The organism is Vibrio sp. B183, from assembly GCF_000740665.1.
GTDB lineage: Bacteria > Pseudomonadota > Gammaproteobacteria > Enterobacterales > Vibrionaceae > Vibrio > Vibrio coralliilyticus.
In genome coordinates this window covers 336,318-358,605 of sequence record NZ_JPQB01000015.1, presented here as the reverse complement: position 1 = coordinate 358,605, position 22,288 = coordinate 336,318, and the positions used below count along the sequence as shown (strand labels likewise).

Annotated in this window: 19 protein-coding genes; 9 read left to right on the top strand and 10 right to left on the bottom strand. The window is 44.7% G+C overall.

From position 1 onward, the window contains the following. Positions 1-39 precede the first annotated feature (39 nt). From IX95_RS17895 to IX95_RS17880, 4 genes are all read right to left on the bottom strand, one after another. Entirely contained in the window at positions 40-1,089 is a 1,050-nt protein-coding gene (locus tag IX95_RS17895) for a YcjF family protein (RefSeq protein WP_038162543.1), read from the bottom strand. Further along, on the bottom strand, positions 1,086-2,462 hold the full coding sequence (locus tag IX95_RS17890; RefSeq protein WP_038162540.1) for a YcjX family protein: 1,377 nt from the start codon (positions 2,460-2,462) through the stop codon (positions 1,086-1,088). Before IX95_RS17890 ends, IX95_RS17895 begins: the two co-directional genes overlap by 4 nt. A gap of 129 nt (positions 2,463-2,591) precedes the next feature. Further along, positions 2,592-2,777 (bottom strand): hypothetical protein, encoded by a 186-nt coding sequence (locus IX95_RS17885; RefSeq protein WP_038162536.1) that lies wholly within the window; start codon positions 2,775-2,777, stop codon positions 2,592-2,594. A 110-nt stretch (positions 2,778-2,887) separates the two neighbouring features. After that, positions 2,888-4,411 (bottom strand): fumarate hydratase, encoded by a 1,524-nt coding sequence (locus IX95_RS17880; RefSeq protein WP_006958887.1) that lies wholly within the window; start codon positions 4,409-4,411, stop codon positions 2,888-2,890. A gap of 191 nt (positions 4,412-4,602) precedes the next feature. Between IX95_RS17880 and pabB the strand changes: the two genes are divergently transcribed. Further along, positions 4,603-5,970: an aminodeoxychorismate synthase component 1 gene (gene pabB / locus IX95_RS17875; protein ID WP_038162533.1), complete on the top strand. Its 1,368-nt coding sequence runs from the start codon at positions 4,603-4,605 to the stop codon at positions 5,968-5,970. Here the strand turns inward: pabB and IX95_RS17870 are convergent. Together IX95_RS17870 and IX95_RS17865 are read right to left on the bottom strand one after the other, a co-directional pair. After that, a complete protein-coding gene (locus tag IX95_RS17870) occupies positions 5,967-7,658 on the bottom strand; it encodes an ATP-binding protein (protein ID WP_038162530.1) in 1,692 nt (563 codons plus the stop codon). The two genes, pabB and IX95_RS17870, sit on opposite strands and share 4 nt — an antisense overlap. Before the next feature lie 5 nt (positions 7,659-7,663). After that, complete coding sequence (locus IX95_RS17865) at positions 7,664-8,206, bottom strand: heme NO-binding domain-containing protein (RefSeq protein ID WP_038162527.1); 543 nt, start codon at positions 8,204-8,206, stop codon at positions 7,664-7,666. Positions 8,207-8,289: 83 nt separating this feature from the next. On the opposite strand from IX95_RS17865, the gene IX95_RS17860 reads away from it, so the two are divergent. The 4 genes from IX95_RS17860 to tpdA all read left to right on the top strand — a co-directional run bounded on the left by IX95_RS17860 (position 8,290) and on the right by tpdA (position 13,849). Continuing rightward, on the top strand, positions 8,290-8,898 hold the full coding sequence (locus IX95_RS17860) for a CoA pyrophosphatase (RefSeq protein ID WP_038162524.1): 609 nt from the start codon (positions 8,290-8,292) through the stop codon (positions 8,896-8,898). 290 nt (positions 8,899-9,188) lie between these two features. Further along, positions 9,189-10,442, top strand: coding sequence for an aromatic amino acid transport family protein (locus tag IX95_RS17855; protein WP_019276101.1), 1,254 nt, complete (start codon positions 9,189-9,191; stop codon positions 10,440-10,442). Positions 10,443-10,536: 94 nt separating this feature from the next. After that, the gene (locus IX95_RS17850) at positions 10,537-11,898 is read left to right on the top strand and encodes an L-serine ammonia-lyase (RefSeq protein ID WP_019276100.1); all 1,362 of its coding nucleotides are present in this window, start codon (positions 10,537-10,539) and stop codon (positions 11,896-11,898) included. A gap of 238 nt (positions 11,899-12,136) precedes the next feature. Beyond that, positions 12,137-13,849: a cyclic di-GMP phosphodiesterase TpdA gene (tpdA, locus tag IX95_RS17845; protein WP_038162521.1), complete on the top strand. Its 1,713-nt coding sequence runs from the start codon at positions 12,137-12,139 to the stop codon at positions 13,847-13,849. Between the two features lie 32 nt (positions 13,850-13,881). Here the strand turns inward: tpdA and IX95_RS17840 are convergent, their stop codons facing one another. After that, the gene (locus tag IX95_RS17840) at positions 13,882-15,036 is read right to left on the bottom strand and encodes an amino acid permease (protein ID WP_038162518.1); all 1,155 of its coding nucleotides are present in this window, start codon (positions 15,034-15,036) and stop codon (positions 13,882-13,884) included. A 406-nt stretch (positions 15,037-15,442) separates the two neighbouring features. After that, positions 15,443-16,084: a hypothetical protein gene (locus tag IX95_RS17835; protein ID WP_038162775.1), complete on the bottom strand. Its 642-nt coding sequence runs from the start codon at positions 16,082-16,084 to the stop codon at positions 15,443-15,445. Positions 16,085-16,499: 415 nt separating this feature from the next. On the opposite strand from IX95_RS17835, the gene IX95_RS17830 reads away from it, so the two are divergent. From IX95_RS17830 to IX95_RS26335, 3 genes are all read left to right on the top strand, one after another. Then, a complete protein-coding gene (locus tag IX95_RS17830) occupies positions 16,500-18,113 on the top strand; it encodes a methyl-accepting chemotaxis protein (protein WP_006958905.1) in 1,614 nt (537 codons plus the stop codon). A gap of 182 nt (positions 18,114-18,295) precedes the next feature. Beyond that, positions 18,296-19,696 (top strand): asparagine--tRNA ligase, encoded by a 1,401-nt coding sequence (asnS, locus tag IX95_RS17825; protein ID WP_029236143.1) that lies wholly within the window; start codon positions 18,296-18,298, stop codon positions 19,694-19,696. Between the two features lie 116 nt (positions 19,697-19,812). Beyond that, positions 19,813-19,995 (top strand): hypothetical protein, encoded by a 183-nt coding sequence (locus IX95_RS26335; RefSeq protein ID WP_129542181.1) that lies wholly within the window; start codon positions 19,813-19,815, stop codon positions 19,993-19,995. 43 nt (positions 19,996-20,038) lie between these two features. On the opposite strand, the gene IX95_RS17820 is transcribed toward IX95_RS26335, so the two are convergent. Beyond that, positions 20,039-20,248: a hypothetical protein gene (locus IX95_RS17820; protein WP_006958908.1), complete on the bottom strand. Its 210-nt coding sequence runs from the start codon at positions 20,246-20,248 to the stop codon at positions 20,039-20,041. A gap of 96 nt (positions 20,249-20,344) precedes the next feature. After that, positions 20,345-21,736 carry an aminotransferase-like domain-containing protein gene (locus IX95_RS17815; RefSeq protein ID WP_006958909.1) on the bottom strand — a complete coding sequence of 464 codons (1,392 nt, stop codon included), beginning with the start codon at positions 21,734-21,736 and terminating at the stop codon, positions 20,345-20,347. A gap of 195 nt (positions 21,737-21,931) precedes the next feature. Between IX95_RS17815 and IX95_RS17810 the strand changes: the two genes are divergently transcribed. Continuing rightward, positions 21,932-22,177 (top strand): hypothetical protein, encoded by a 246-nt coding sequence (locus IX95_RS17810; RefSeq protein ID WP_038162515.1) that lies wholly within the window; start codon positions 21,932-21,934, stop codon positions 22,175-22,177. Positions 22,178-22,288: the final 111 nt, after the last annotated feature.

Sequence of the window (22,288 nt, the reverse complement as noted above, 5' to 3'; positions counted from 1 at the left end):
CTCGTCAAGCAAACCGACATTACTTGCTTCACATTCGCACTATTTGATTGTTATAGAGGCGATTTTTTCTACAATCTGCTTTCGAATCGCACCCAATTTCACCTTTCTATCTGGGTGCCAAGGTATTGGTCTTAACAATGCCATCGCTTTGACCCCAAGCCTTGCGGTCAGTATGCCAACACCCAGCCCTTGCCCTGCTCTGGCGGAGACTTTTCCTGCTAGATCCATAGACATCAGATCCATGCTGGCATCTATCGCTATTTCACTGGCACCTGCAGCCGCCATATTGATCAACGTCGCTTTGAACAGCTTCAACCTAGACCAGTATCCAAGCTCTACACCGTAAACATCGGCAAGACTGTCGATCATTTTGAAATTGCGCCATGCCACCAGCAGCATGTCTGCAATAGCCAGTGGGCTTATTGCCACCAAAGCGGCTGACTCCGTTGCATGCTGCGTAACGATTTTAGTGGCTTTTTTGTCCTGTTCACTCACCACCATCGCGTCATACATGTCGAGCACTTCGGCGTCGCTGTGAGAGGCATTGACACTGTGTGTCCAACGATCATAACTTGGTGATTCTGTCTTAATGCCACTTTGCTTCGCGATAGATTCACAAAACGCTTTACCTTGCCCAACGCTGTTGGCTTCTATCAAGGCTTCACTTTGCTCTTGAATAGAAAAGTGATGACGTAACGTTTTGAGCTTCCACAGCTCCTTACCAATTGCCCCGATACCTAACGCTGCCAGCGTCGACATAAAACCAGCCCAGCCAAGCGCTAACCAATCAGCACTTTGAACAGACGTAATAATACTGTCGATGGCTTGCCAACCAACCAAGCCAGAAAAGGCTGTTAGCAGTCCGCTCGCTAACCATCGACGCCCTGTTTTAGGTCGAATCACCTGTTCCAGCTTTTCTTCAGCCTCACTTTGCGTTTCTTTTGAGCTTAATGCCGCTGGTATAAAGGTTTCTTGTTCTTCAAACTGCATTTGGGAGGTCAAGTCCGGGTCGCTACCCATAGGCTCTTGATCCAATGTTTGAGAGAAGACTTGTTTTTGCTTTAGCTTTGCATCTTGAGAATCGGTCATTTCAGCTTGTCTCCAATCAGGTATTCCAGCGCTTTATCAATACGAATATGGGGCAGAGGATCGTCTACCGAACTAGGGAGTGGCCGGAAAGCGGTAAATTCAAATCCTTCGCTTTGCCAGAAGCTCTGCTGAGGCAGTTTCTTCGGCACTTCACCAGGAAAGATTGTCAGTGGTTGTTCATCAAGGGTTATGCCCTGAATCGCAGGAACTGATTCGGTACCACGGTTGATAAAGCCCGTTTTAGTCGCCTGAATAGACGCCATAGAGATACAGCTCATTTCGATGTTTTCATAGGACGCCGTTTGCCAAGCGGGATGCACCATCTGCTGCAACAGAGAAACTAAGTTAGGATGCTGCTCTGGCGTCACATGATCGGCTTTAGTCGCTGCAAACAATATCTTATCGATTCTCGGGGCAAATAATCTCTTTAACATATTGCTTCTGCCATAGCGGAAGCTGTGCATGATCTGCTCAATCGCATGGCGCATATCGTGGAAAGATTCGTAACCGGCGTTTAATGGTTGTAGGCAATCAACCAATACAATTTGACGATCAAATGTCGAAAAGTGATGCTTGTAAAACGCTTTCACAACCTTTTGCTGATACTCCTGATACCGCGCTTTTAGCATGGCTAAATTGGAGTCTTTGCTGGCTTTGCTCTCTTTATCAAAGCGGCAAGGAAAAAACTGCAGGACTGGCGCACCTTCTAGTTCACCAGGTAAGACAAACCTGCCCGGCTGAACCCAATGTAGTCCAGCATCCTTACAATCATGTAAATACTGGGTGTAGCTTTGCGCGATCGCCTCAAGCTCTCTTTCGTTGACGTCATCTGCTAGGTTTAGTTGTTCTAGTTTGGCTAACCACTCTTTTGCCAACTCTCTACGCTGACCTTTAAGAGCCGCGAATTGCGTCTGTGACCACTCATGAAAACTCATATCCAATAAAGGGAGATCCAGTAACCATTCACCGGGATAGTCAATGATATCGATGTGCAGCGTTGATGTGCTGCCAAACAACTTTTTGGACTTTCTCGTCGGCTTGTATTTCACTGCAAGACGAATTTCACTCACATCGCGAGTCGGCTCGGGCCATTTTGGCGGCTGTGTGAACACATGCTCCATCGCTTCATCGTAGGCAAAACGTGGCACCATCATATTGGCTTGGGGTTCACGCTTCGCACCCACTAGGCGCTTATCGCGTGCTGAAACCAGTAAAGGAAGATTGTCGTGAGTGGAAGTGTGCAACAACTGATTCACCAAGGAGCTGATAAACGCCGTTTTCCCCGCACGAGATAAACCAGTCACCGCGACACGCACATGAGAATCGACGCTGCGGTTAATAAAATCATTCACTTCCTGAGTAATACTCTTCATTTACTGTCTCTTTGTTTTGAACACGAGATTATCCTAACCATTGTAATCTTAATGAAAGATGAATAAAAAAGCCTCCGATATAAATCAGAGGCTTAGTATGTCACTTGGGTATCACATATTGCATTGTGTCTAGTCGTCTTCAATCAGCTTGTAGATGACAAACAACGCAATCTCCAGCAATACAAACAAAGCACAGGTGATCATTACGTACTTTTGATTAAAGATGCTGATGCCGTGAAGGACAATATCGTAGCCGATGAAAACACCTACAACTATGGCAATGATTAGCTGTAAGATTTGAATAAATCGAGGCATGAATGCTCCTGAAGTTCTTCAATGCAGAGAACAGTATATAAAAAAAGGCGCGGCCTCTGTCGCACCTTCATCAAATATTTGCTATGTAATTCAGCCATTTCTCACAAAGATCAGGCTTGAGATTCCATTTCCTGAATTTTCACTTTCCAAGTATCAGGACCAATCTGGTGAGCATTAGCACCAGTTGAATCTACAGCAACGGTCACTGGCATGTCTTCGACTTCAAACTCATAAATCGCTTCCATACCTAGGTCTTCAAACGCCACAACGCGTGCTTTCTTGATAGCTTTTGCCACAAGGTAAGCCGCGCCGCCAACTGCCATCAGATAAACCGCTTTATGCTTTTTGATCGACTCTACCGTCGCTGGACCACGCTCTGCTTTACCAATCATGCCCATAATGCCAGTTTCTTCAAGCATCATATCGGTGAACTTGTCCATACGAGTTGAGGTAGTCGGGCCTGCAGGACCAACTGCCTCATCACCTACTGCATCAACAGGGCCTACGTAATAGATAAACTTCCCTTTAAAGTCGACACCTTCAGGCAGCCCTTCACCACTTTCTAGCATGCCCTGAATACGTTTATGAGCAGCATCACGACCTGTCAGGATCTTACCAGACAGCAAAACGGTTTCGCCGGTCTTCCACTGTTCTACATCTGCCTGAGTCACCTCTTCAAGGTTCACGCGACGAGTGTTTGCTCCCGCTTCCCAAGTGATATCTGGCCACTCTTCAAGTTTAGGTGGTGTAAGATCCGCAGGACCTGAGCCATCCAAAGTGAAGTGAACGTGTCTTGTCGCCGCGCAGTTTGGAATCAAGCACACTGGCTTAGAAGCGGCATGCGTTGGCGCTGTTTTGATCTTCACATCTACCACGGTAGTTAAACCGCCAAGGCCCTGCGCACCGATACCAAGCTTATTGACACGATTGAAAATATCTAGACGTAACTCTTCTTCAGCGTTTTCTGGACCACGTTCGATCAACTCTTGAATATCAATGTGTTCCATTAGAGATTCTTTTGCCAGTACCGCTGCTTTTTCCGCAGTACCACCAATACCTATACCCAGCATGCCCGGTGGACACCAGCCTGCGCCCATCGTTGGCAAGGTTTTTTCTACCCACTCTGCAATATCATCTGATGGGTTAAGCATTACCATCTTAGTTTTGTTTTCCGAACCACCGCCTTTGGCTGCAATTTGGATTTCAACCGTATTGCCCGGTACCATATTGATGTGTACAACCGCCGGCGTATTGTCTTTCGTGTTAATACGCTTGCCCGCAGGGTCAAGCAGTACTGACGCTCGAAGTGGGTTGTCTGGATTGGTGTATGCCTGACGTACACCTTCATCGACCATCTGTTGTACTGTCATATCGGTCGAGTCCCATTGAACTTGCATACCGATGTTAACAAAACAGGTCACGATACCAGTGTCCTGACAGATCGGTCGGTGACCTTCTGCAGACATACGGGAGTTAATCAGAATCTGAGCCATAGCGTCTTTAGCCGCCTGACTTTCTTCTTTGTGATAGGCTTTTTCCAGGGCTTGAACAAAGTCCAGAGGGTGATAGTACGAAATGTACTGAAGTGCATCAGCGACACTGCTGATCACATCTTGCTTGCGAATTACCGTCATTGCATGCCTCGTTATAGTTATGCTTCCTTTATACCGCTATCAAAACGTTTGCTTATATAAGCAAGTTTAGAAGACTGACATCACCTTTTTATTATAAAACGTCAATGTAGCGGCGATAGTTCGCAATATGATACTCTTGGTTTCCCTCTCTTGCCATGCAGTGAACGAACTCTTTGTCACAAATTAAACAAATGAATAACAACGCGCCAAATTGCTTAGAAATCAAGCCGATTAACTATCACCCAGAGCTATCCAAGCAGCTTTTTAGCCCCATAGAATCTAAGCCTTGGGCAATGTTGTTACGTTCCGCATCAGAGAGCCATGTCGACAGCCGATTTGACATCTTGGTTGCTAATCCACTGGTAACATTGACTACATCAGGCAACACCACTCGAGTTGTCACTCCACAAGAGACTTTTGACTCTGACGGTGATCCTTTTACCTTGCTCGAACAGCAGCAAACTCAATGGTTACCAGAGCAGCAGTACTCTGGCGAACTTCCATTTGTGGGAGGAGTACTGGGTTACTTTGCTTACGATCTTGGCCGACGTGTTGAGCGATTACCTCAAATTGCACAACAAGACCTGACAACTCCTGACATGGCTGTTGGTCTGTATCAATGGGCAGTGATCGTTGATCACAAGCGACAGCAGGCATTTGTCGTAGGCGAAGAGGTAGAACGCCACTACGATTGGTTGGTTTCTCAGTCTCTTCCAACTCAGGCCAAGTTTGCTCTACAGAGTGCTTGGCAGTCAAACATGACTAAAGAGAGTTACAGCGAAAAGTTTGCCAGCGTACAAGAGTATTTGCGCTCTGGAGATTGCTACCAAATCAACCTTGCCCAGCGATTTCAGGCAAAATATTCAGGAAGCGAATGGCAAGCCTATCAAAAACTGGAATCCTACAATAAAGGGCCATTTTCAGCATTCGTTCGCACCGAACACAGTGCAATCCTCAGTGTCTCACCAGAACGCTTCCTTCAAGTTCATGATAGACAAATTGAAACTAAGCCAATCAAAGGTACTCGCCCACGCTATCCGGATGCTACTAAGGATACGGCTTCAGCACATGAGCTCGCCCATGCAGAGAAAGATCAGGCTGAGAACTTGATGATCGTCGATCTGCTGCGCAATGATGTCGGCAGAGTGGCGAAGCCAGGAAGTGTACATGTACCTAAGCTGTTTGATATTGAGAGCTTCCCTGCCGTTCACCATTTAGTGAGCACCATTCGGGCAGAGCTGGATTCACCCTACTCTCCTGCTGATCTGTTACGAGCCAGTTTTCCGGGAGGATCCATCACTGGTGCACCCAAAATCCGTGCTATGGAAATCATTGAAGAGTTAGAGCCTCATAGACGCAGTGCCTATTGCGGTAGTATTGGTTATATCAGCCGCCATGGCGCAATGGATACCAGCATTACGATACGCACTCTCATCGCAGAAAATAATCAGATTTATGTCTGGGCTGGAGGCGGTTTAGTCGCAGACAGTGAAAATGACGCTGAGTATCAGGAAACGTTAGACAAGCTGTGTAGAATTCTGCCTGTGCTCGAAAGTTAAGCCCACTTTTCAAGCATCAATCTGAGATCTTTTGCGGTATAAGGTTTGGTTAAAATGTCATCCATACCGCACTGGATACACTTTTCACGTTCTTCAAGTGTCGTTCCTGCAGTCAAGGCAATGATCGGTTGGCTAAATTCTTGCTCTCTAAGATAACTGGTCGCCTCAAAACCATCCATTTCCGGCATTCGGCAATCCATAAAGATCAAGTCGTAGCTGCTTCCCGACGCCGCTTTTATGGCTTCTAAGCCATTACTGGCAATATCAGGGGTGATCGATAACTTCTTCAGCATTTGGTTAATAATGACTTGGTTCATCCGAATGTCATCCACCACTAAAATAGACAAGCTTTCTAGCGGTTTGGTTACACCACTGTCGGTTTTCTCTATCTTCGACTCTTGAGTCGAAACTTTAAGTGGGATGGATAGTTTGAACTGGGTACCAACACCTGTCTGGCTGGTAAAGCTGATTTCGCCTTTCATCAAATCTATAAGATTTTTACAAATAGCCAGCCCTAGTCCTGTTCCCTCAAAATTACGTTTAGCGGTTCTGTCTGCTTGTACAAAAGGATCGAAAAGAATCGTTTTCGCTCCTTCTGGTATCCCTATTCCCGTATCTTTGACCGAGATATGAAGGTTGTTTTCTTGCCAGAAGACTTCAACCTGTACAGAGCCCGCAGAGGTAAACTTGATTGCATTTCCGACTAGGTTAATCAGAATTTGGCAAATACGGTCGAAATCTCCTATCAGAAAATCGGGGACTTCCGGAGCCGAGTGAATTGAAAACTGAATCCCTTTTTCCTGAGCTTTATTCGCAAACACGCCCTGAAGCATGTTCGTTAATTCTTTCCAAGCAAAAGTCGATGGAATAAGCTCCATCATTCCCGCACTCATCTTACTGAAATCAAGAATATCGTTGATGATATGTCTTAAAAAATCCCCCGTATGAGATAGATTTGTTAGCAAAGTACGTTGCTCTTCGTCTAGCGAGGTATCGGCGAGCAATTCAGCGCTACCAAGCAAGCCATTTAGTGGCGTTCTCAACTCATGATTAATCATGGCGACAAACTCTTTTGTCGCTCTTTCCGATTCTTCTGCTCTGGCTCTAGCTTCTTGGGTATTCGTTAACATAATTTGTCGGCTGATGGCGCTGCAAAGCAAATCCGCGACCAAGCGCATCTGACTAACTACAAACTCCTCCTCGATGTCTTGATCTTCTGTGAGTACCGATAACTCTCCCACCACCTTATGATCAATCTCTAACGGAAGAGATACTCTGTCTTCTTCCCAAAATGCATAGGGCTTGATCTCATCTACCTTGTCCCTTTGCGCGTGCCCGAAGCGGCTATCGTGAATCGTTGAAACAATATCGGTCGCTAGAAACAAACCCGATTCGGTCAACGCAGATGAGGAATCGAGTCGTTCAAGAAGATTAGAAAGCAAACCATCATCCAAGGTACGACTGAGGAAAGCACGTCCAAAATGAATCAGAGTTTCGTTAATTTGCTCCTCGAACGCTAGCTTATGCAAGTCTTTGTGTGTTTGCCTTTTAAGCTGCGTAAGAACCAGTTTTAGGTGTTCATTCGCTTCGTAAAGTTCGAGGCTTTTCTGCTCCAGCAACAATTCCGCTTGCTTGCGTGCAGCAATCTCTCTGGCAAGTTTCCGTTCTAGCGCAGACTCACTACTCATTGATTTTACCCGACGACCGCAACCTTGAACCTAACATCATTACCGCTTTTGTCGTTGTTTTCCATTGCAATATTAAGTGACTCATCAAAATGCTGGGCACATCCCTCAATCAAGCCTAAGCAGACATGGGACATACAGCGGGCGCTTTTGTAGTCAAAGATCATTTCTGTTTCCGTTTCAGAAATGAATTCAAAACGTGGAGGGTTAGCTTCTTGATAAAGTTTTTTCACTTCAATATGGATATAGTCCTCAACTAAACGAATAAACTGAAGAGAGTTTTTACACCCTTGAAGGCTACTACGCTCAGGCAACGATTCGTAAAGATTTTCGAAGACAGATTGCCCAAAAACGCGCTGTAGCTCTTCAGCTGGAATACCCGTTTGTTTACTCAACTGGACGATAAGTTTTACCAAAGCTTTGTGGTCATAACTGCCTACTGATGTGTAAATGCCTTCATCACCCGCATCAGAAAGCAGTTGATCAAGTGCATCAAGGCCAAACTTCTCTTCGACTAAGTCCATAAATTCTGTGAAGATAATTCCTTTCATATATTAAGCTATCCTTGGTATATGATGGTCTTTCAAGCATGAATCATAAAGTATAGTTTTTCAAATACGCATATGGAGCTAACGTGTTGTCAGAACTCAATAAAAATCAATTAATTCAGAAGTTCCAGTTACAGCAAACCGTCGACTACCACCACGAAACAATAAAACGAGTTGCACATATCAATCATGCATCCTTACGTAAAGCCTCAGTACTTATAGGTTTTGTTGAGAGGGGCGATGGGCTGAACATCATTTTCACCAAACGCGCAAAGCACTTAAAACATCATCCCGGGCAGGTCAGTTTTCCGGGTGGAAAATATGAAGACTGGGACAATTCACTGGCTGATACAGCGTTAAGAGAAACTTACGAGGAAATCGGCATTGAACACGGTAAGATTTCCATTTTTGGTCAGATGCCAGAACTGGTGACGATCAGCAAATTTACAGTAACACCTTTCCTAGCTTTCGTTTCATCAGACTATGAGACAACCATTGACACCAATGAAGTGGATGAGGTTTTTGAAGTACCCGCAGAAATTGTTCTTGATAAACACCACCTGCACAGTGAACGTTTTCAGTTCCGCAATCATTCACACCGTGTATTTGGCTTATCCTACGAAAAGCACTTCATTTGGGGAATGACAGCGCAAATTATCCATGCCATGCAGAAACATATTATGCATCAATATTAATAAATCTTAATATTGTTCGAAGTTTCATCACATTAGTTAAACTATTCATCAATAAGGCAAACGTTTTCTCGCGACATGCATAAAACAAATTTGCAACAAGATTAGTTTTTCTAATGAAATGGATTAGCATAAATCACTAGTAGCACATCATTTTCGTGAGCAAAAACCTGTTTTTGACATATCATGTTATAACTCGTATCAATTCATGATTTAGATCTATTTTTCGTGCAAGATTTTTATGCAAAATTGCACTCGACTTATTTCCTGTTCCCAAAAATGAGTATCACAAAATGAATGCTACAAATTCAGCGGTTTCGACCGCACAATCGTCTAGTAAGTTTTCTTACAAAGACTTCACTTGGTGTCTGTCACTTTTCGGTACTGCAGTAGGTGCTGGCGTACTATTTCTTCCAATCAAAGCGGGTGCTGGCGGCTTTTGGCCATTAGTTATCCTTGCACTAATCGCAGCACCAATGACTTGGTTCGCTCACAAATCACTGGCTCGTTTCGTTCTTTCTGCGAAAAACCCTGAAGCTGATATCACTGATACAGTGGAAGAACATTTCGGTAAAACTGGCGCAAACCTTATTACTTTTGCTTATTTCTTCGCTATTTACCCTATTGTTCTTATCTATGGTGTTGGTATCACAAACACAGTAGATTCTTTCCTAGTCAACCAAATGGGCATGGAATCTATCCCTCGTTGGCTACTATCTGGAGCACTGATTGCAGCCATGACTGCGGGTGTTGTATTCGGTAAAGAGCTAATGTTGAAAGCTACTTCTGCGATGGTATACCCATTGGTATTCATCCTTCTTGCTCTGTCTTTCTACCTGATTCCTGACTGGAACAGCTCAATGGTTGAAGTCGCACCTGACTGGTCTGCAATGCCTTCTATCGTTTGGCTAGCAATCCCAATCATCGTTTTCTCTTTCAACCACAGCCCAATCATCTCTCAGTTTTCTAAAGAGCAACGTCGTGTGTACGGTGAAAATGCTGTTCAGAAAACAGATGCTATCACTGGCGGCGCAGCAATGATGCTGATGGGCTTTGTTATGTTCTTCGTATTCTCTGTTGTACTGTCTCTATCTCCAGAGCAGCTAGCAATGGCGCAAGAACAGAACATCTCTGTACTGTCTTACCTAGCAAACGTTCATGAGTCTCCACTTATCTCTTACATGGGTCCACTTGTAGCATTCGCAGCAATTACGTCTAGCTACTTTGGTCACTTCCTAGGAGCACATGAAGGTCTTGTGGGTCTAATCAAATCTCGCTCTGAAGCACCAAAGAGCAAGATTGAAAAAGCTTCTCTTCTTTTCATCGTTATCACCACTTGGATTGTGGCTATTGTTAACCCAAGCATCCTTGGCATGATTGAAACCATGGGCGCGCCAATGATTGCAGCGATCCTATTCCTAATGCCTGTTTTTGCGATGCAAAAAGTACCAGCAATGGCGAAGTACAAAACTTCTGCGCCTGTTCAGATTTTCACAACAATCTGTGGTCTTGCGGCAATTAGTTCTGTAATCTACGGAGCACTTTAATCACACTAGTGAATTAAGTGGTTAAACAAAAAATATAACGATAATAATAAGCCTCCCGCTCCCCGTTGGGAGGCTTTGTTTTGAGGAAATCGATATGATTAGTGTTTTTGACATCTATAAAATCGGTGTTGGTCCTTCAAGTTCGCACACTGTAGGCCCAATGAAGGCGGGCAAAGAGTTTATTGATGATTTACGCTCAATGGGAAAATTGCGCGACATCACTAAAATCACCGTTGACGTTTATGGATCGCTATCACTGACAGGGAAAGGTCACCACACGGATATCGCTATTATTATGGGTCTTGCAGGCAACACCCCTGAGAAAGTCGATATTGATTCTATTCCGGGCTTTATCGCTCGTGTAGAAGAAACTGAGCGCCTACCTGTTGGCATGCACTGTCACACAGTATCGTTCCCGAAAGATGGTGGTATGAACTTCCATACTACTAACCTTGAGTTGCACGAAAATGGTATGCAGATCCACGCTTGGATCGACAACGAGAAAGTGTACTCAAAAACCTATTACTCAATCGGTGGTGGTTTCATCGTTGACGAAGAAAACTTCGGCAAAGAAGAAGAAAACCCGATTAAAGCGCCTTACGAATTCACAACCGCTGAAGAGCTGGTGAACCAGTGTAAAGAAAGCGGCCTCTCCATCAGTACACTAGTGATGAAGAACCAGGCCGCACTGCACTCTGAAGAAGAGTCTCGCACTTACTTTGCTAACATTTGGAAAACCATGCGCGAGTGTATGGATCGCGGAATGAATACGGAAGGTATTCTGCCTGGTCCACTTCGTGTACCTCGCCGTGCTGCGGCTCTTCGCCAGCAACTGATGACTTCTGAGAAAACGACTAACGATCCAATGGCTGTTGTAGACTGGGTCAACATGTTTGCTTTCGCCGTTAATGAAGAAAACGCAGCAGGTGGCCGTGTAGTTACAGCACCAACAAACGGTGCGTGTGGCATTATCCCTGCGGTTTTAGCCTACTATGACAAGTTTATTCAAACCGTCACTGAGAAAGATTACATCCGCTACTTCGCGGCTTCTGGCGCGATCGGTGGCCTTTACAAGCGTAACGCGTCAATCTCTGGTGCGGAAGTTGGTTGTCAGGGTGAAGTCGGCGTAGCGTGTTCAATGGCAGCGGCTGGTCTTGCCGAGCTTATGGGTGGTAGCCCAGAGCAAGTCTGTATGGCTGCGGAAATCGCGATGGAGCACAACCTAGGTCTAACGTGCGATCCTGTTGCGGGTCAGGTCCAGGTTCCATGTATCGAACGTAATGGTATTGCTGCCGTGAAGTCGATCAACTCCTCTCGTATGGCTCTGCGTCGTTCATCGGCTCCGACTGTGTCTCTGGATAAGGTTATCGAGACCATGCTAGAAACCGGTAAAGACATGAACGCAAAATACCGCGAAACTTCTCAAGGTGGCCTTGCAGTAAAAGTTATCTGCTAACACTTTAAGATATCTTGTTTGGAAAGCCTGGGCAGTCGCTCGGGCTTTTTTATTTCCTGTCTCCCCTTCCTATCTGTTACGCTTGCATCCTTTTTAAAATCACGTAGTTAAATATATAAAAAAAGCTAAATAAGACACTATATCCTCTTACTTTGGATATGCTCGCAATACATCACATCCAACTTGTCTCATTATTGATAACTTCCCGCTACATTTAATCCCAGGAGCGCCTTCACAAATGATTAGGTTTGAATTAGGAAACCAAATCTGCGTTTGTTTGTCAGACAGCGACATCTCATTAGAATTAAACAACACACGACATTCTTCTCTTTCAATCAGCCAAAATGAATATCTGATTTTAAGTATCATCTCTTGTTACGGAACGTTAAATGCCCCGATAAGCCAGCGTTGTATCGAACGCAAAATCTCTCAACATCACAATGTCACGCTGCCTGAGAACGGATTTAAAAACATCGTCGCCTCGTTACGAAAAAAGTTTAAGCAACTGACCAAATCGCATCTGGATTCGCGCCAAAATGTCATCGAAAACATCCACCGAATTGGATATTTTGTGCCTTTTAAAAGTCATGACAATCAGCAAAATGGCGTTCAGCAGCAACTAAAAATCAGCAAAACATCTAAGCACACTATTCGTTACGCTATCGCCCTATGTCTTACGGACAAAAAGCTCTATACAGACCTAGGGCTGACTTTAGCTGTCGCCAGCTTTATCTTTTTTGCCGTTTGCTATTACGCGATAAGTAGTATTTTGAATCAGGGGTATTTTGGCGATGTTGAAGACTTTACAGATGCACTATCCGAGCAATCTTGTTTTTCTGATCCGAACACACTGAAGTCACTTTTCGATGACGCCGAGCTTATTGAATCAAGCATGATGATCGACAAGTTCAATATCTACTGCCTGATCACTGCCGATTCTGTTATGCCGGTCAGCCGAGTCCAGTACGATGAGTGGTTTAAAAACAGCAGCTACACTACGCACTCAATGGAGAAGAACAACACCAAAATGACGGTACGGGTGAGGAACATTAACCTATATCGCTCAATTGATAGCTATATTTCCACCATGTTTCTAGCAGGAATGAAAGTATGCACCAACACCGGAAACTCGTTTAACATTGGTAGTACTGACGGAAAAGTGTTTGTTTCTAAAGAGCAAGGAGATGGGTTCAAAGAGTTTTTCTACGTTTCAAATCCAATTAAGAATATTTTACTCTTTACTGCGATGCTGATTATCATCATTCGCTACAAACGCTTACTCGCGTTAATTCAATATTTTTGGGCAATTCGCCGATTTAATCTCAAACTGGAGCCCATTTACGATACAACCAGTCATCAGAATATTCACTACGAAGCCCTATCTCGCTTTAGTGTTTCGAACACTCAGAAGTTCATTGAAACACTGATCGCAAACAAATTGCTGTTGCTACACACTCTATTGGTTATCCGCATTATCTTTAGCACTAGCAAGGCTCTGATTGCTCCTTTAAGTATCAACGTTTGCCCTTCCCTGCTAAGAGGTAAACGCTTCTCTGTACTTTATGAAGAGCTTAAACAATATGATTGCAGCTACTTGACCGTTGAGATTACTGAAAATGCGTCCATGTATTATACGAATGAGATTTATCAGAATATTACAAGACTGAAAACACTCGGCTGCTCTATCAGTATCGATGATTTTGGGACAGGAAATAACAACGTTGAACTTATTAGCAAGATTAAGCCCGATTACCTTAAGATTGATAGAGAGTTTGTTATTGGCCTCAAGAAGGACAACAAGCGCATCGAAACATTAAGGCAGTTGATTGCCATGGGAAAAGCAAATCAGTGTAAAGTAATCGTAGAAGGCGTAGAAAGTGCGGATTGCGCCCACCTTTTAACAACACTGGGCGCCCATATTCATCAGGGTTTCTATTACTCATTAAGCTGAAAGCAAAAAGGCGGGATAGCCCGCCTTTTTGTTTAGATAACCTGAGAAATCAGCAAAAATCCGCCAAAAAACAAGGAAAATATCAGCATTAAGCTGCCACCTTCTGCGGTGTACCGAGTAGGTTCAACGTTCGCCAATCGAATTTTGTAGACCATTGCCAACGGTACGAAGACCGCGAGGAACACCAAAATGATTCCCGCGTAGCTAAGCACCGCAAGGAACTTGTCTGCTGCCATGAGAGCGCCCGCCAAAGGTAGAATGAAGGTAACAAAGTACGTAATGACCCCGTTCTTCCTCAACATGTCGGTATTTTGGTTGAATAAAGACATCGCCACGCCAAAAAACGAGGTCAACAACGCCAAACCGGTAAATACAGACAACACGGTGCCAATCCATGGCGAGTGATGCTCAAAAGCTACTATCAACTCGGAGACATTAGAGAATTCGCCCAACTGTTCAGGTCTGAGATTACCAACGACCGCAAACAACCAACACAAATAACAGATCAATGGAATGATCGAACCAAGAATAACCATGTTTCGCAGCTGTTGATCGCTGGCTTCATGGTTATAAGAAACCAATGATGGAATCACCACCATAAACCCAAAACTGGTAAACAGCACAGCACTGGTTTTAATCAACTCAAATTGGTCTTGATTCATTACTTGCGACAGGTTCGACAGTCGAAAATCTGGCAGTAGTAAGAACAAACTTAAAGATAAACTCGCGATCATGATGAAGAACAAACTGCGATTTAGCTTGTCAATAACGCCTGTACCACAAGCCACCACTGCGCCTGCAATGAGAGTAAAGAGAATCTGGCTTTGACTTTCCGTTAAATCAAGACCGATGGAAGCCGTGAACTGACTTACCAAATCGGCAGCACCTAGGATATACGCCATCAATAAGCAGATTAGTAGTGCGTATAGCAGCAGGTTGGTAACCAATTGTCCAACCTTGCCGAGCGTTTGGCGCGCAATGGAGTTAAGCCCTAAGCCTCCACCCGCTTTCAAAGTTGCTTCAAGCAATAGCAATGCAGCATATGTTGTGCCGAAGCAAATAAAAATCATTAATAAGGTTCCGTACCACAAGCCAAATTGTGCCAGAACCATAGGAATTGCAAGCATGCCAGCACCCAGTGCTGTGCCGGAGATGATCAGGGAGCTACCCAGTAGTTTTGTATTCATAATTTTCGTATCTGATTTGATTATAAAAAAAGATTGAGATGTGCGCGTGCCTAGCGCGATGGCTAACAATCAGAAGCGATACGAATAGCGATGTTTAAAGAAGAAAACGCTAAGAAAAGAGTGACGTAGAAAAGAGATGTGACGAAACACTTGGGAAAAAGCTGAAGCATTGATCAAAGCGTGGGGAGAACCTTCAGTCGGTTCAATGATAGGTGTTGTAATTTTGAAAATCATTTTAGGCGTCCGATAAAACTAGACAGTCCTTTAGAACAAAAATAGCAAATCCTCTGCTACCTGCTCTTCAACGTGAAGAGGAGATCCATCTTAATCATTGATGGTTGGATTGCAATGTCCGTACCTAAGAAAATGTCCAGTTTCATACCTGTGGACGCGACCAGCCGTGCGCTTATTGTTCCGAGTGAGGCACGTCTTCAAGAATAATTTTTCCTTTCAACTCGGTTCCAGCATCTTTGATCAGATTGATAGGCGACATTATCACCCCTTTTACCGCGCCAGACGTTGCCTGCTCAGCAATTCTCTGGCTTTGATCGACAATCTCATCGGCCTTCGCCAACATTGGCGGGATCTCAACACGCAACGCTTGAGATTCTTTAACGACAAGAGGAACGGTTTCTTTTCTGTAACCTTCACTCTCAACCAATACTTTTGGTATCACTGTTGTCCGATACTGTTTGGCCTCTCCAATCACCAAAGGAATCACCGACTGGCGATATAGAGCCACTTCTTCGACAATGGACGGAATTTTTGCGTCAATGGATGCCGCGGTTTTGTTAGTTTCATTCACCGCCGCAGTCACATCTTCAATGCTTTTTATTGTCCTTGGTACTAACTGCTCTAGTGTATCGGCAACTGCCAGCCATTCACTGACTTGCAGATTTTCGGAAAGTGTACTGATGTCCTCAATGATTCGAGGATAAGTGTCGATGACCTCTCCCACTTTGGTGGTCATACTATGAATCGTATATCCCAAATAGAAGATAGAGAGCGCCAATATCAATTGAATCGCCGAGCCAATCTTTGCTGCCATAGAGTCACCCTTACCTGAATTACGTTTCATCCACTCAACAAGCCCCATATTGGGAGATTATTGATCTATAAAGATAATAAGCCTCTTTCTGGGACAAAAAAAGCCACCGTAATAGTGGCTCGCGGTTATCTTGCCCGTAGTTGATCATTTGAAAACTAGTCATCTCAGTTTCTGTATTCATCAACGGATTGAACATCACTACCACCTAGTCTTGAAATAACTATTCACGTCACACTCGAAGCACGTCGATATTACGTCACTACGTCAAACTTTTGATTACATAAGCCCCACATCACATTTACATAATCCACACATTGTGTAGGGTCACAATAACTATGCTCATCCATTGAGTGAATGTGCATATGCGTCATTATATTTGACGTCTATTCCAATTCTAACAATTAAGCATTTGCAAATGAGCTCAACCATTACTACCAAATTGCTGGCAACCCTAGTCACGGTTTTCTCTCTGGTACTCGCCTCCTCCACCGCGTATCAGTATTGGCAACAAAAAGAGCTGATGAATTCCGTCCTCAGTGAGCAACTACACGACAAAGCCAGTAACTACTTCGACAGCCTCAATATGATGATGCTGACTGGAACCATGGCACAAAAAGAAACACTCCGCCAAAAAGCTCTAGCTCAAGATGGTATTGAGCAAGTAAAAGTACTTCGTGCTGATGCAGTCAGTAAGTTGTACGGGCCTGGCCAACCAAACCAAGCGCCTGAAGACGAGATTGATCAACGTGCGCTCAATGGTGAACTAGTCATCGAGCCCATCTCCGCTGAGTGGGGTAAAGGCTTAGTTGTCGCATTACCTATGAAGGCAAGCGAAAACTATCGCGGAACCAACTGTGTCTCTTGTCACATGGCACCAGAAGGTGAAGTGCTCGGCGCCATTCGATTGGAATACAACTTATCTCACGTCAACAGCATGATCAGTCAGCGCACGATTATCGCCGTGACCATAATGGCAACATTTGGCTTCATCGGCTTTTTGCTGACTCTGTTCCTGATCCGTAAATTCATTGTTCGCCCGATTCAAAAGACATCGCGTTACATGCAGAGCGTAAGCGAAAGTAAAGATCTCTCGAAGCGTATTCAGCATAAGAACAAGGATGAGATTGGTCAGCTATCTGTAGCGATCAATTCGTTTATGGATACGGTTAGCCACAGCTTAGAAAAAGTGCAGGAAACCTCTCATCACCTCACCAGTTCGGCTGCGGGGCTCACTGATGTTGCTCAGGTTACCGATCAAGCCGCTCACAACCAGCAAAACGAAACCTCAGATGTCCAGACCAACATCGAGCAAATGCAGTCTCAGCAAGTCCAAGTTGAACAAGCCACTGATGATGCCTCTAGCTTGATCAAACACACCACCAGCATCGCTGAACAAAGTGCTGGTCAGGCGCACAACGCTAGCACTGAAATCAAGAGTCTGGTAACCGATATTGAGCAAGTGAAAGTCAATATTGTTGAGCTCAACGATCAAACTGCGGAAGTCTCGACCATTTTAGAAGTGATCAAAGGGATTGCGGAGCAAACCAATCTATTGGCACTAAACGCCGCTATTGAAGCCGCGCGCGCAGGTGAACAAGGTCGCGGCTTTGCAGTGGTCGCGGATGAAGTACGCCAGCTCGCAAGTCGAACCTCGCAGGCAACAGGAAGCATCGAAAACATCATTTCTCAATTCCAAAAAGACAGTGAGACCTCACTGGCCTCCGTTGATACCGTGTGTGAAACCGCTCATGAACGCTCTAATGAGATAGAAGCGCTGTCTGTAGCAATGTCTGAAGTGGTGACCGAAATGCAACAAGCGCTCTCTCATGCGCAAAGCATTCAGCAGCAAACCAGCAATACCACTCACATTAGTCAGCAGGTGCAACATAAAGTCGAAATCATCACCCAGCATGCCGATGACACCTCTCAATCTGCCGCAAAAACGCGCGACATCAGCATGAATCTAGAGCAACTTTCAGAACATTTGGAGTCTTTAATCAACCAGTTTACGCTTTCGCGGAAGAATTAAGTCGATTTGGACATTTTTTGCGCCACTATTAGCGAATAAAGGTTGAAGCCTAAAATTTGAAAGGTAATATGTTCCATTGAATAGATGAAATTCAGTCCAACCCAATGTTTGCTCACTTTTTATTCGGTGCGCCCACAAAAAACATTGGGTTGATTTTTTACTCAATGGAGAATATTTACAACATGACTTACGCGCCTGTATCAGACGTATTAAGCGGTAAGCTAGCAGTTGACAGTGAAGTAACTGTCCGCGGCTGGATCCGCTCGCGTCGTGATTCCAAAGCTGGAATCTCTTTCCTTGCCATCTACGACGGCTCTTGTTTCGACCCGATTCAGGCCGTGGTCCCTAATAATCTAAATAATTACAACGAAGAAGTTCTAAAACTGACAACAGGTTGTTCTGTAGAAGTGACAGGTACTATCGTTGAGTCTCCAGCGAAAGGTCAGGACTTTGAGCTTGCAGCGACAGATGTAAAAGTCGTTGGCTGGGTTGAAGATGCTGATACTTACCCGATGGCGAAAACTCGCCACTCGATTGAATACCTACGTGAAGTGGCACACCTTCGTCCACGTACGAACGTAATTGGTGCAGTCGCACGTGTACGTAACTGTTTGTCTCAGGCAATTCATCGTTTCTACCACGAGCAAGGTTACTTCTGGGTATCTGCGCCACTTATTACCGCTTCTGATGCAGAAGGTGCAGGTGAAATGTTCCGTGTCTCTACGCTAGACATGGAAAACCTACCGCGCACAGAAGAAGGCAAAGTGGACTACAACGAAGACTTCTTCGGTAAAGAAACGTTCCTAACGGTATCTGGCCAGCTTAACGGCGAAGCTTACGCTTGTGCGCTAAGCAAAGTGTACACATTCGGCCCTACGTTCCGTGCAGAAAACTCAAACACCAGCCGCCACCTAGCGGAATTCTGGATGGTTGAACCTGAAGTTGCTTTCGCTGATCTTGAAGATATCGCCAAACTGTCTGAAGACATGCTGAAGTACGTATTTAAAGCAGTACTAGAAGAGCGTCGTGATGACCTTGAGTTCTTTGCACAGCGCATCGACAAAGAAGCGATTACTCGCCTAGAGAAATTTGTTGAGTCTGATTTCGCTCAGGTTGATTACACTGATGCAATCCAGATTCTTCTCGACTCTGGCCGTGACTTCGAATTCCCAGTTGAATGGGGTATCGATATGTCTTCTGAGCACGAGCGTTACCTAGCGGAAGAACACTTCAAAGCACCGGTAATCGTTAAGAACTACCCGAAAGACATCAAAGCCTTCTACATGCGCCTCAACGAAGATGGCAAAACAGTAGCAGCAATGGATGTACTTGCACCGGGCATTGGTGAAATCATCGGTGGTTCTCAGCGTGAAGAGCGTCTGGACGTTCTTGATGCCCGCATGCGCGATATCGGCATTGATCCAGAGCACATGGATTGGTACCGTGACCTTCGTCGCTACGGCACGGTTCCTCACTCAGGTTTCGGCCTAGGCTTTGAACGTCTGGTTTCTTACGTAACAGGTATGGGTAACGTACGTGATGTTATTCCATTCCCACGTACACCACGCTCAGCAAACTTCTAAACTAGAAGCCAATCTGCAAAATTCCTAAGCCTCCTTCGGGAGGCTTTTTTGATCCCTGAAAAACACTCAAATATGGCTCATAATTACTAAGTGGCTTTGTAGTGAGGAGTCAAACAATGAGAGTGTTTCGATTGGACGATTTGTCGTACTACGGAAGGCATGAGCATGCCATGGAATGGGATCATCCAAGCAGTTCACATCCCTATTACTGGCATCCAGATTGGTTGCAGAATGCGGAAGATTTGATGGGGCTCTATCCCGATAATAGTCACCCAACCTCCGCAAATCCTGATGAGTAGTGCACAGCAATAAACCTCCCTTACATAGGGAGGTTTATTTTCACTATTGGGAATCTTCCGCTTTTGAAGCGTATTTGATACCGAACAGGCAAAGCCCAAACATTACAAACGGAATGGCTGCTGCGGTGTATTCAGTCCACACCATATCAGCAAAAGACTTAGCAAGAATCAGGTGACCAAAAATCAATAAGAATGCGCTGAAAATCGCGATGGCAATCAAACGAAATTCCTGCTTATAGCGTTGTTTTTCCATACTTTCCTCGCTAACTGTTTACATTTCTGGAGTATTTCATCACAGACCTCATCAGTTAGCGCAGTACAGTTGAAGCGAAAAAAAGCCAAACAGTATTTAATCAGTGATCGCGTTAGCAATTTCTATCACGGTCTGTTCCAGCTCACTAGTCATCGGATAAGACGCATTCAGACGGACGCAGTTTTGGAACTGTTCGCGGGAACTAAAAAGGCGTCCATAAGCAATGGTAATGCCGCGCTTTTGCAATGTTTGATACAGCAGGTATGTGTCAACATTCTTACTCAACTCTAGCCAGATAAAATACCCTCCTTGAGGCTGACTGACTTTCGTCCCTTGAGGAAAATGGCGCTTTACGACCTCAACAAAAGCCTGCTGTCTGGCAGATAATTCCTTACGTAGTTTTCTCAAGTGATTATCGAGGCTTTCGTACTGAAGAAAATGTGCAACCCCTTCCTGAACGGGGACGCTGCCAGACAAGGTCGACACAAGCTGGAGCTTCTGTAAACGCTCATTAAACTGACCATTCACAACCCAGCCGACCCGATAGCCCGGGCATAAGGATTTAGACAATGAACCACACAGCAGAACCCTGTCTTCTTGATCCCAGTATTTAAGCGGCATCGGTTTACGATCGCCAAAATAGAGTTCGGAATAAACATCATCTTCCACAATGGCAAGCTGATGTTGGTTCGCCAATTCAATAACCTTTTGCCTGTTAGCCGACGATAGGCTGGCTCCGGTCGGGTTGTGGAAGTTTGGCATCAGCCAGCACGCCGTCACCTTATGTTTTTTAAGCGCTCGCTCAAACTTCTCCAAACATAACCCAGTTTCAGGATGAACTGGGACTTCGATGGCTTTTAGGTTCAATCGCTCAATCGCCTGAATGGCGCCATAGAATGCTGGGGCTTCAACGATCACGGTATCACCTGGCTGGGTTACCACCTGGAGCCCTAAATTCAGCGCTTCCATTGCGCCTGAGGTAATGACGATATCAGTATGAGAAACCGTTATACCTTGCTTGAGATAACGCTGCGCAATTTGGCGACGCAGTGCCTCGTTGCCGGGCGGCATGTTGTCAAACACGCTGTTAAGCGGCATTTTACGCCCCGCACTTGCCAAATGACGGTTTAGTGATTGAAGAGGAAATAATTGAGGGTCAGGAAAAGCCGAACCGAGGGCAATATCGGCTTTACTGTTACTTTGTAAGAACTCATACAGCTTATCGTTAAATTCAGGTGCAACGACTTTGCTTTCTGGCTCAGGAGTTGGAACCCGTTCCATGATCGAAGTAACAAAATAACCTGACTGTGGTTTGGCGAGTAACCACCCTTGAGATTCAAGAAGTTGATACGCCTGAAGGACAGTTGAAGCGCTGACTGAACAGTTACGACTGGTCATTCTGACAGAAGGTACTTTCTCTCCTGCACGCCAAATACCATTCTCAATTTGTAACTTAAGCTGCTCAGCCAATTGTTGATAGCGATTCATACTTCCCTCACCTTTTCATTCAGGAGACAAAAGATATCACACATTTGATTCACACTGGCTTAAGCTAACTAAAACAATTTAGTTAATTTTTAACGCATTCTGTTTGTTGATACTAATCACATTAAATATTTACTTCTCTGTTACATTTAATCACGTATTAGTGATCCAAATAACTTAACGTAAGGACCGATAATAATGAAGAAATACGATGAGTCACATATCGAATACAAAGGTGAAAGCAACGGTGTTCATAGCTGGATTGCTCCACACGGTCAGCCATATTACTGGCATCCGGACTGGCTACACATCGCTGAAGACGCGACTGGCTCACACCCTAAAAAAGACATAGATGTGGAGCAAAACGAGAAACCCACCGAAAAACACGCGGTAAAAGCAATTCTTTCACACTTAAATGACTGGGCAGCGAAAAAGCTAAAGTAACTATTTTCGAGCCCATCCCATAACTTCATCTACTAAGTCACACATCGGACGCGGTGTGTGACTTTATTTTTGCAGCCTTCAGGCCATTGATATCTCTCTCAATTGGTACAA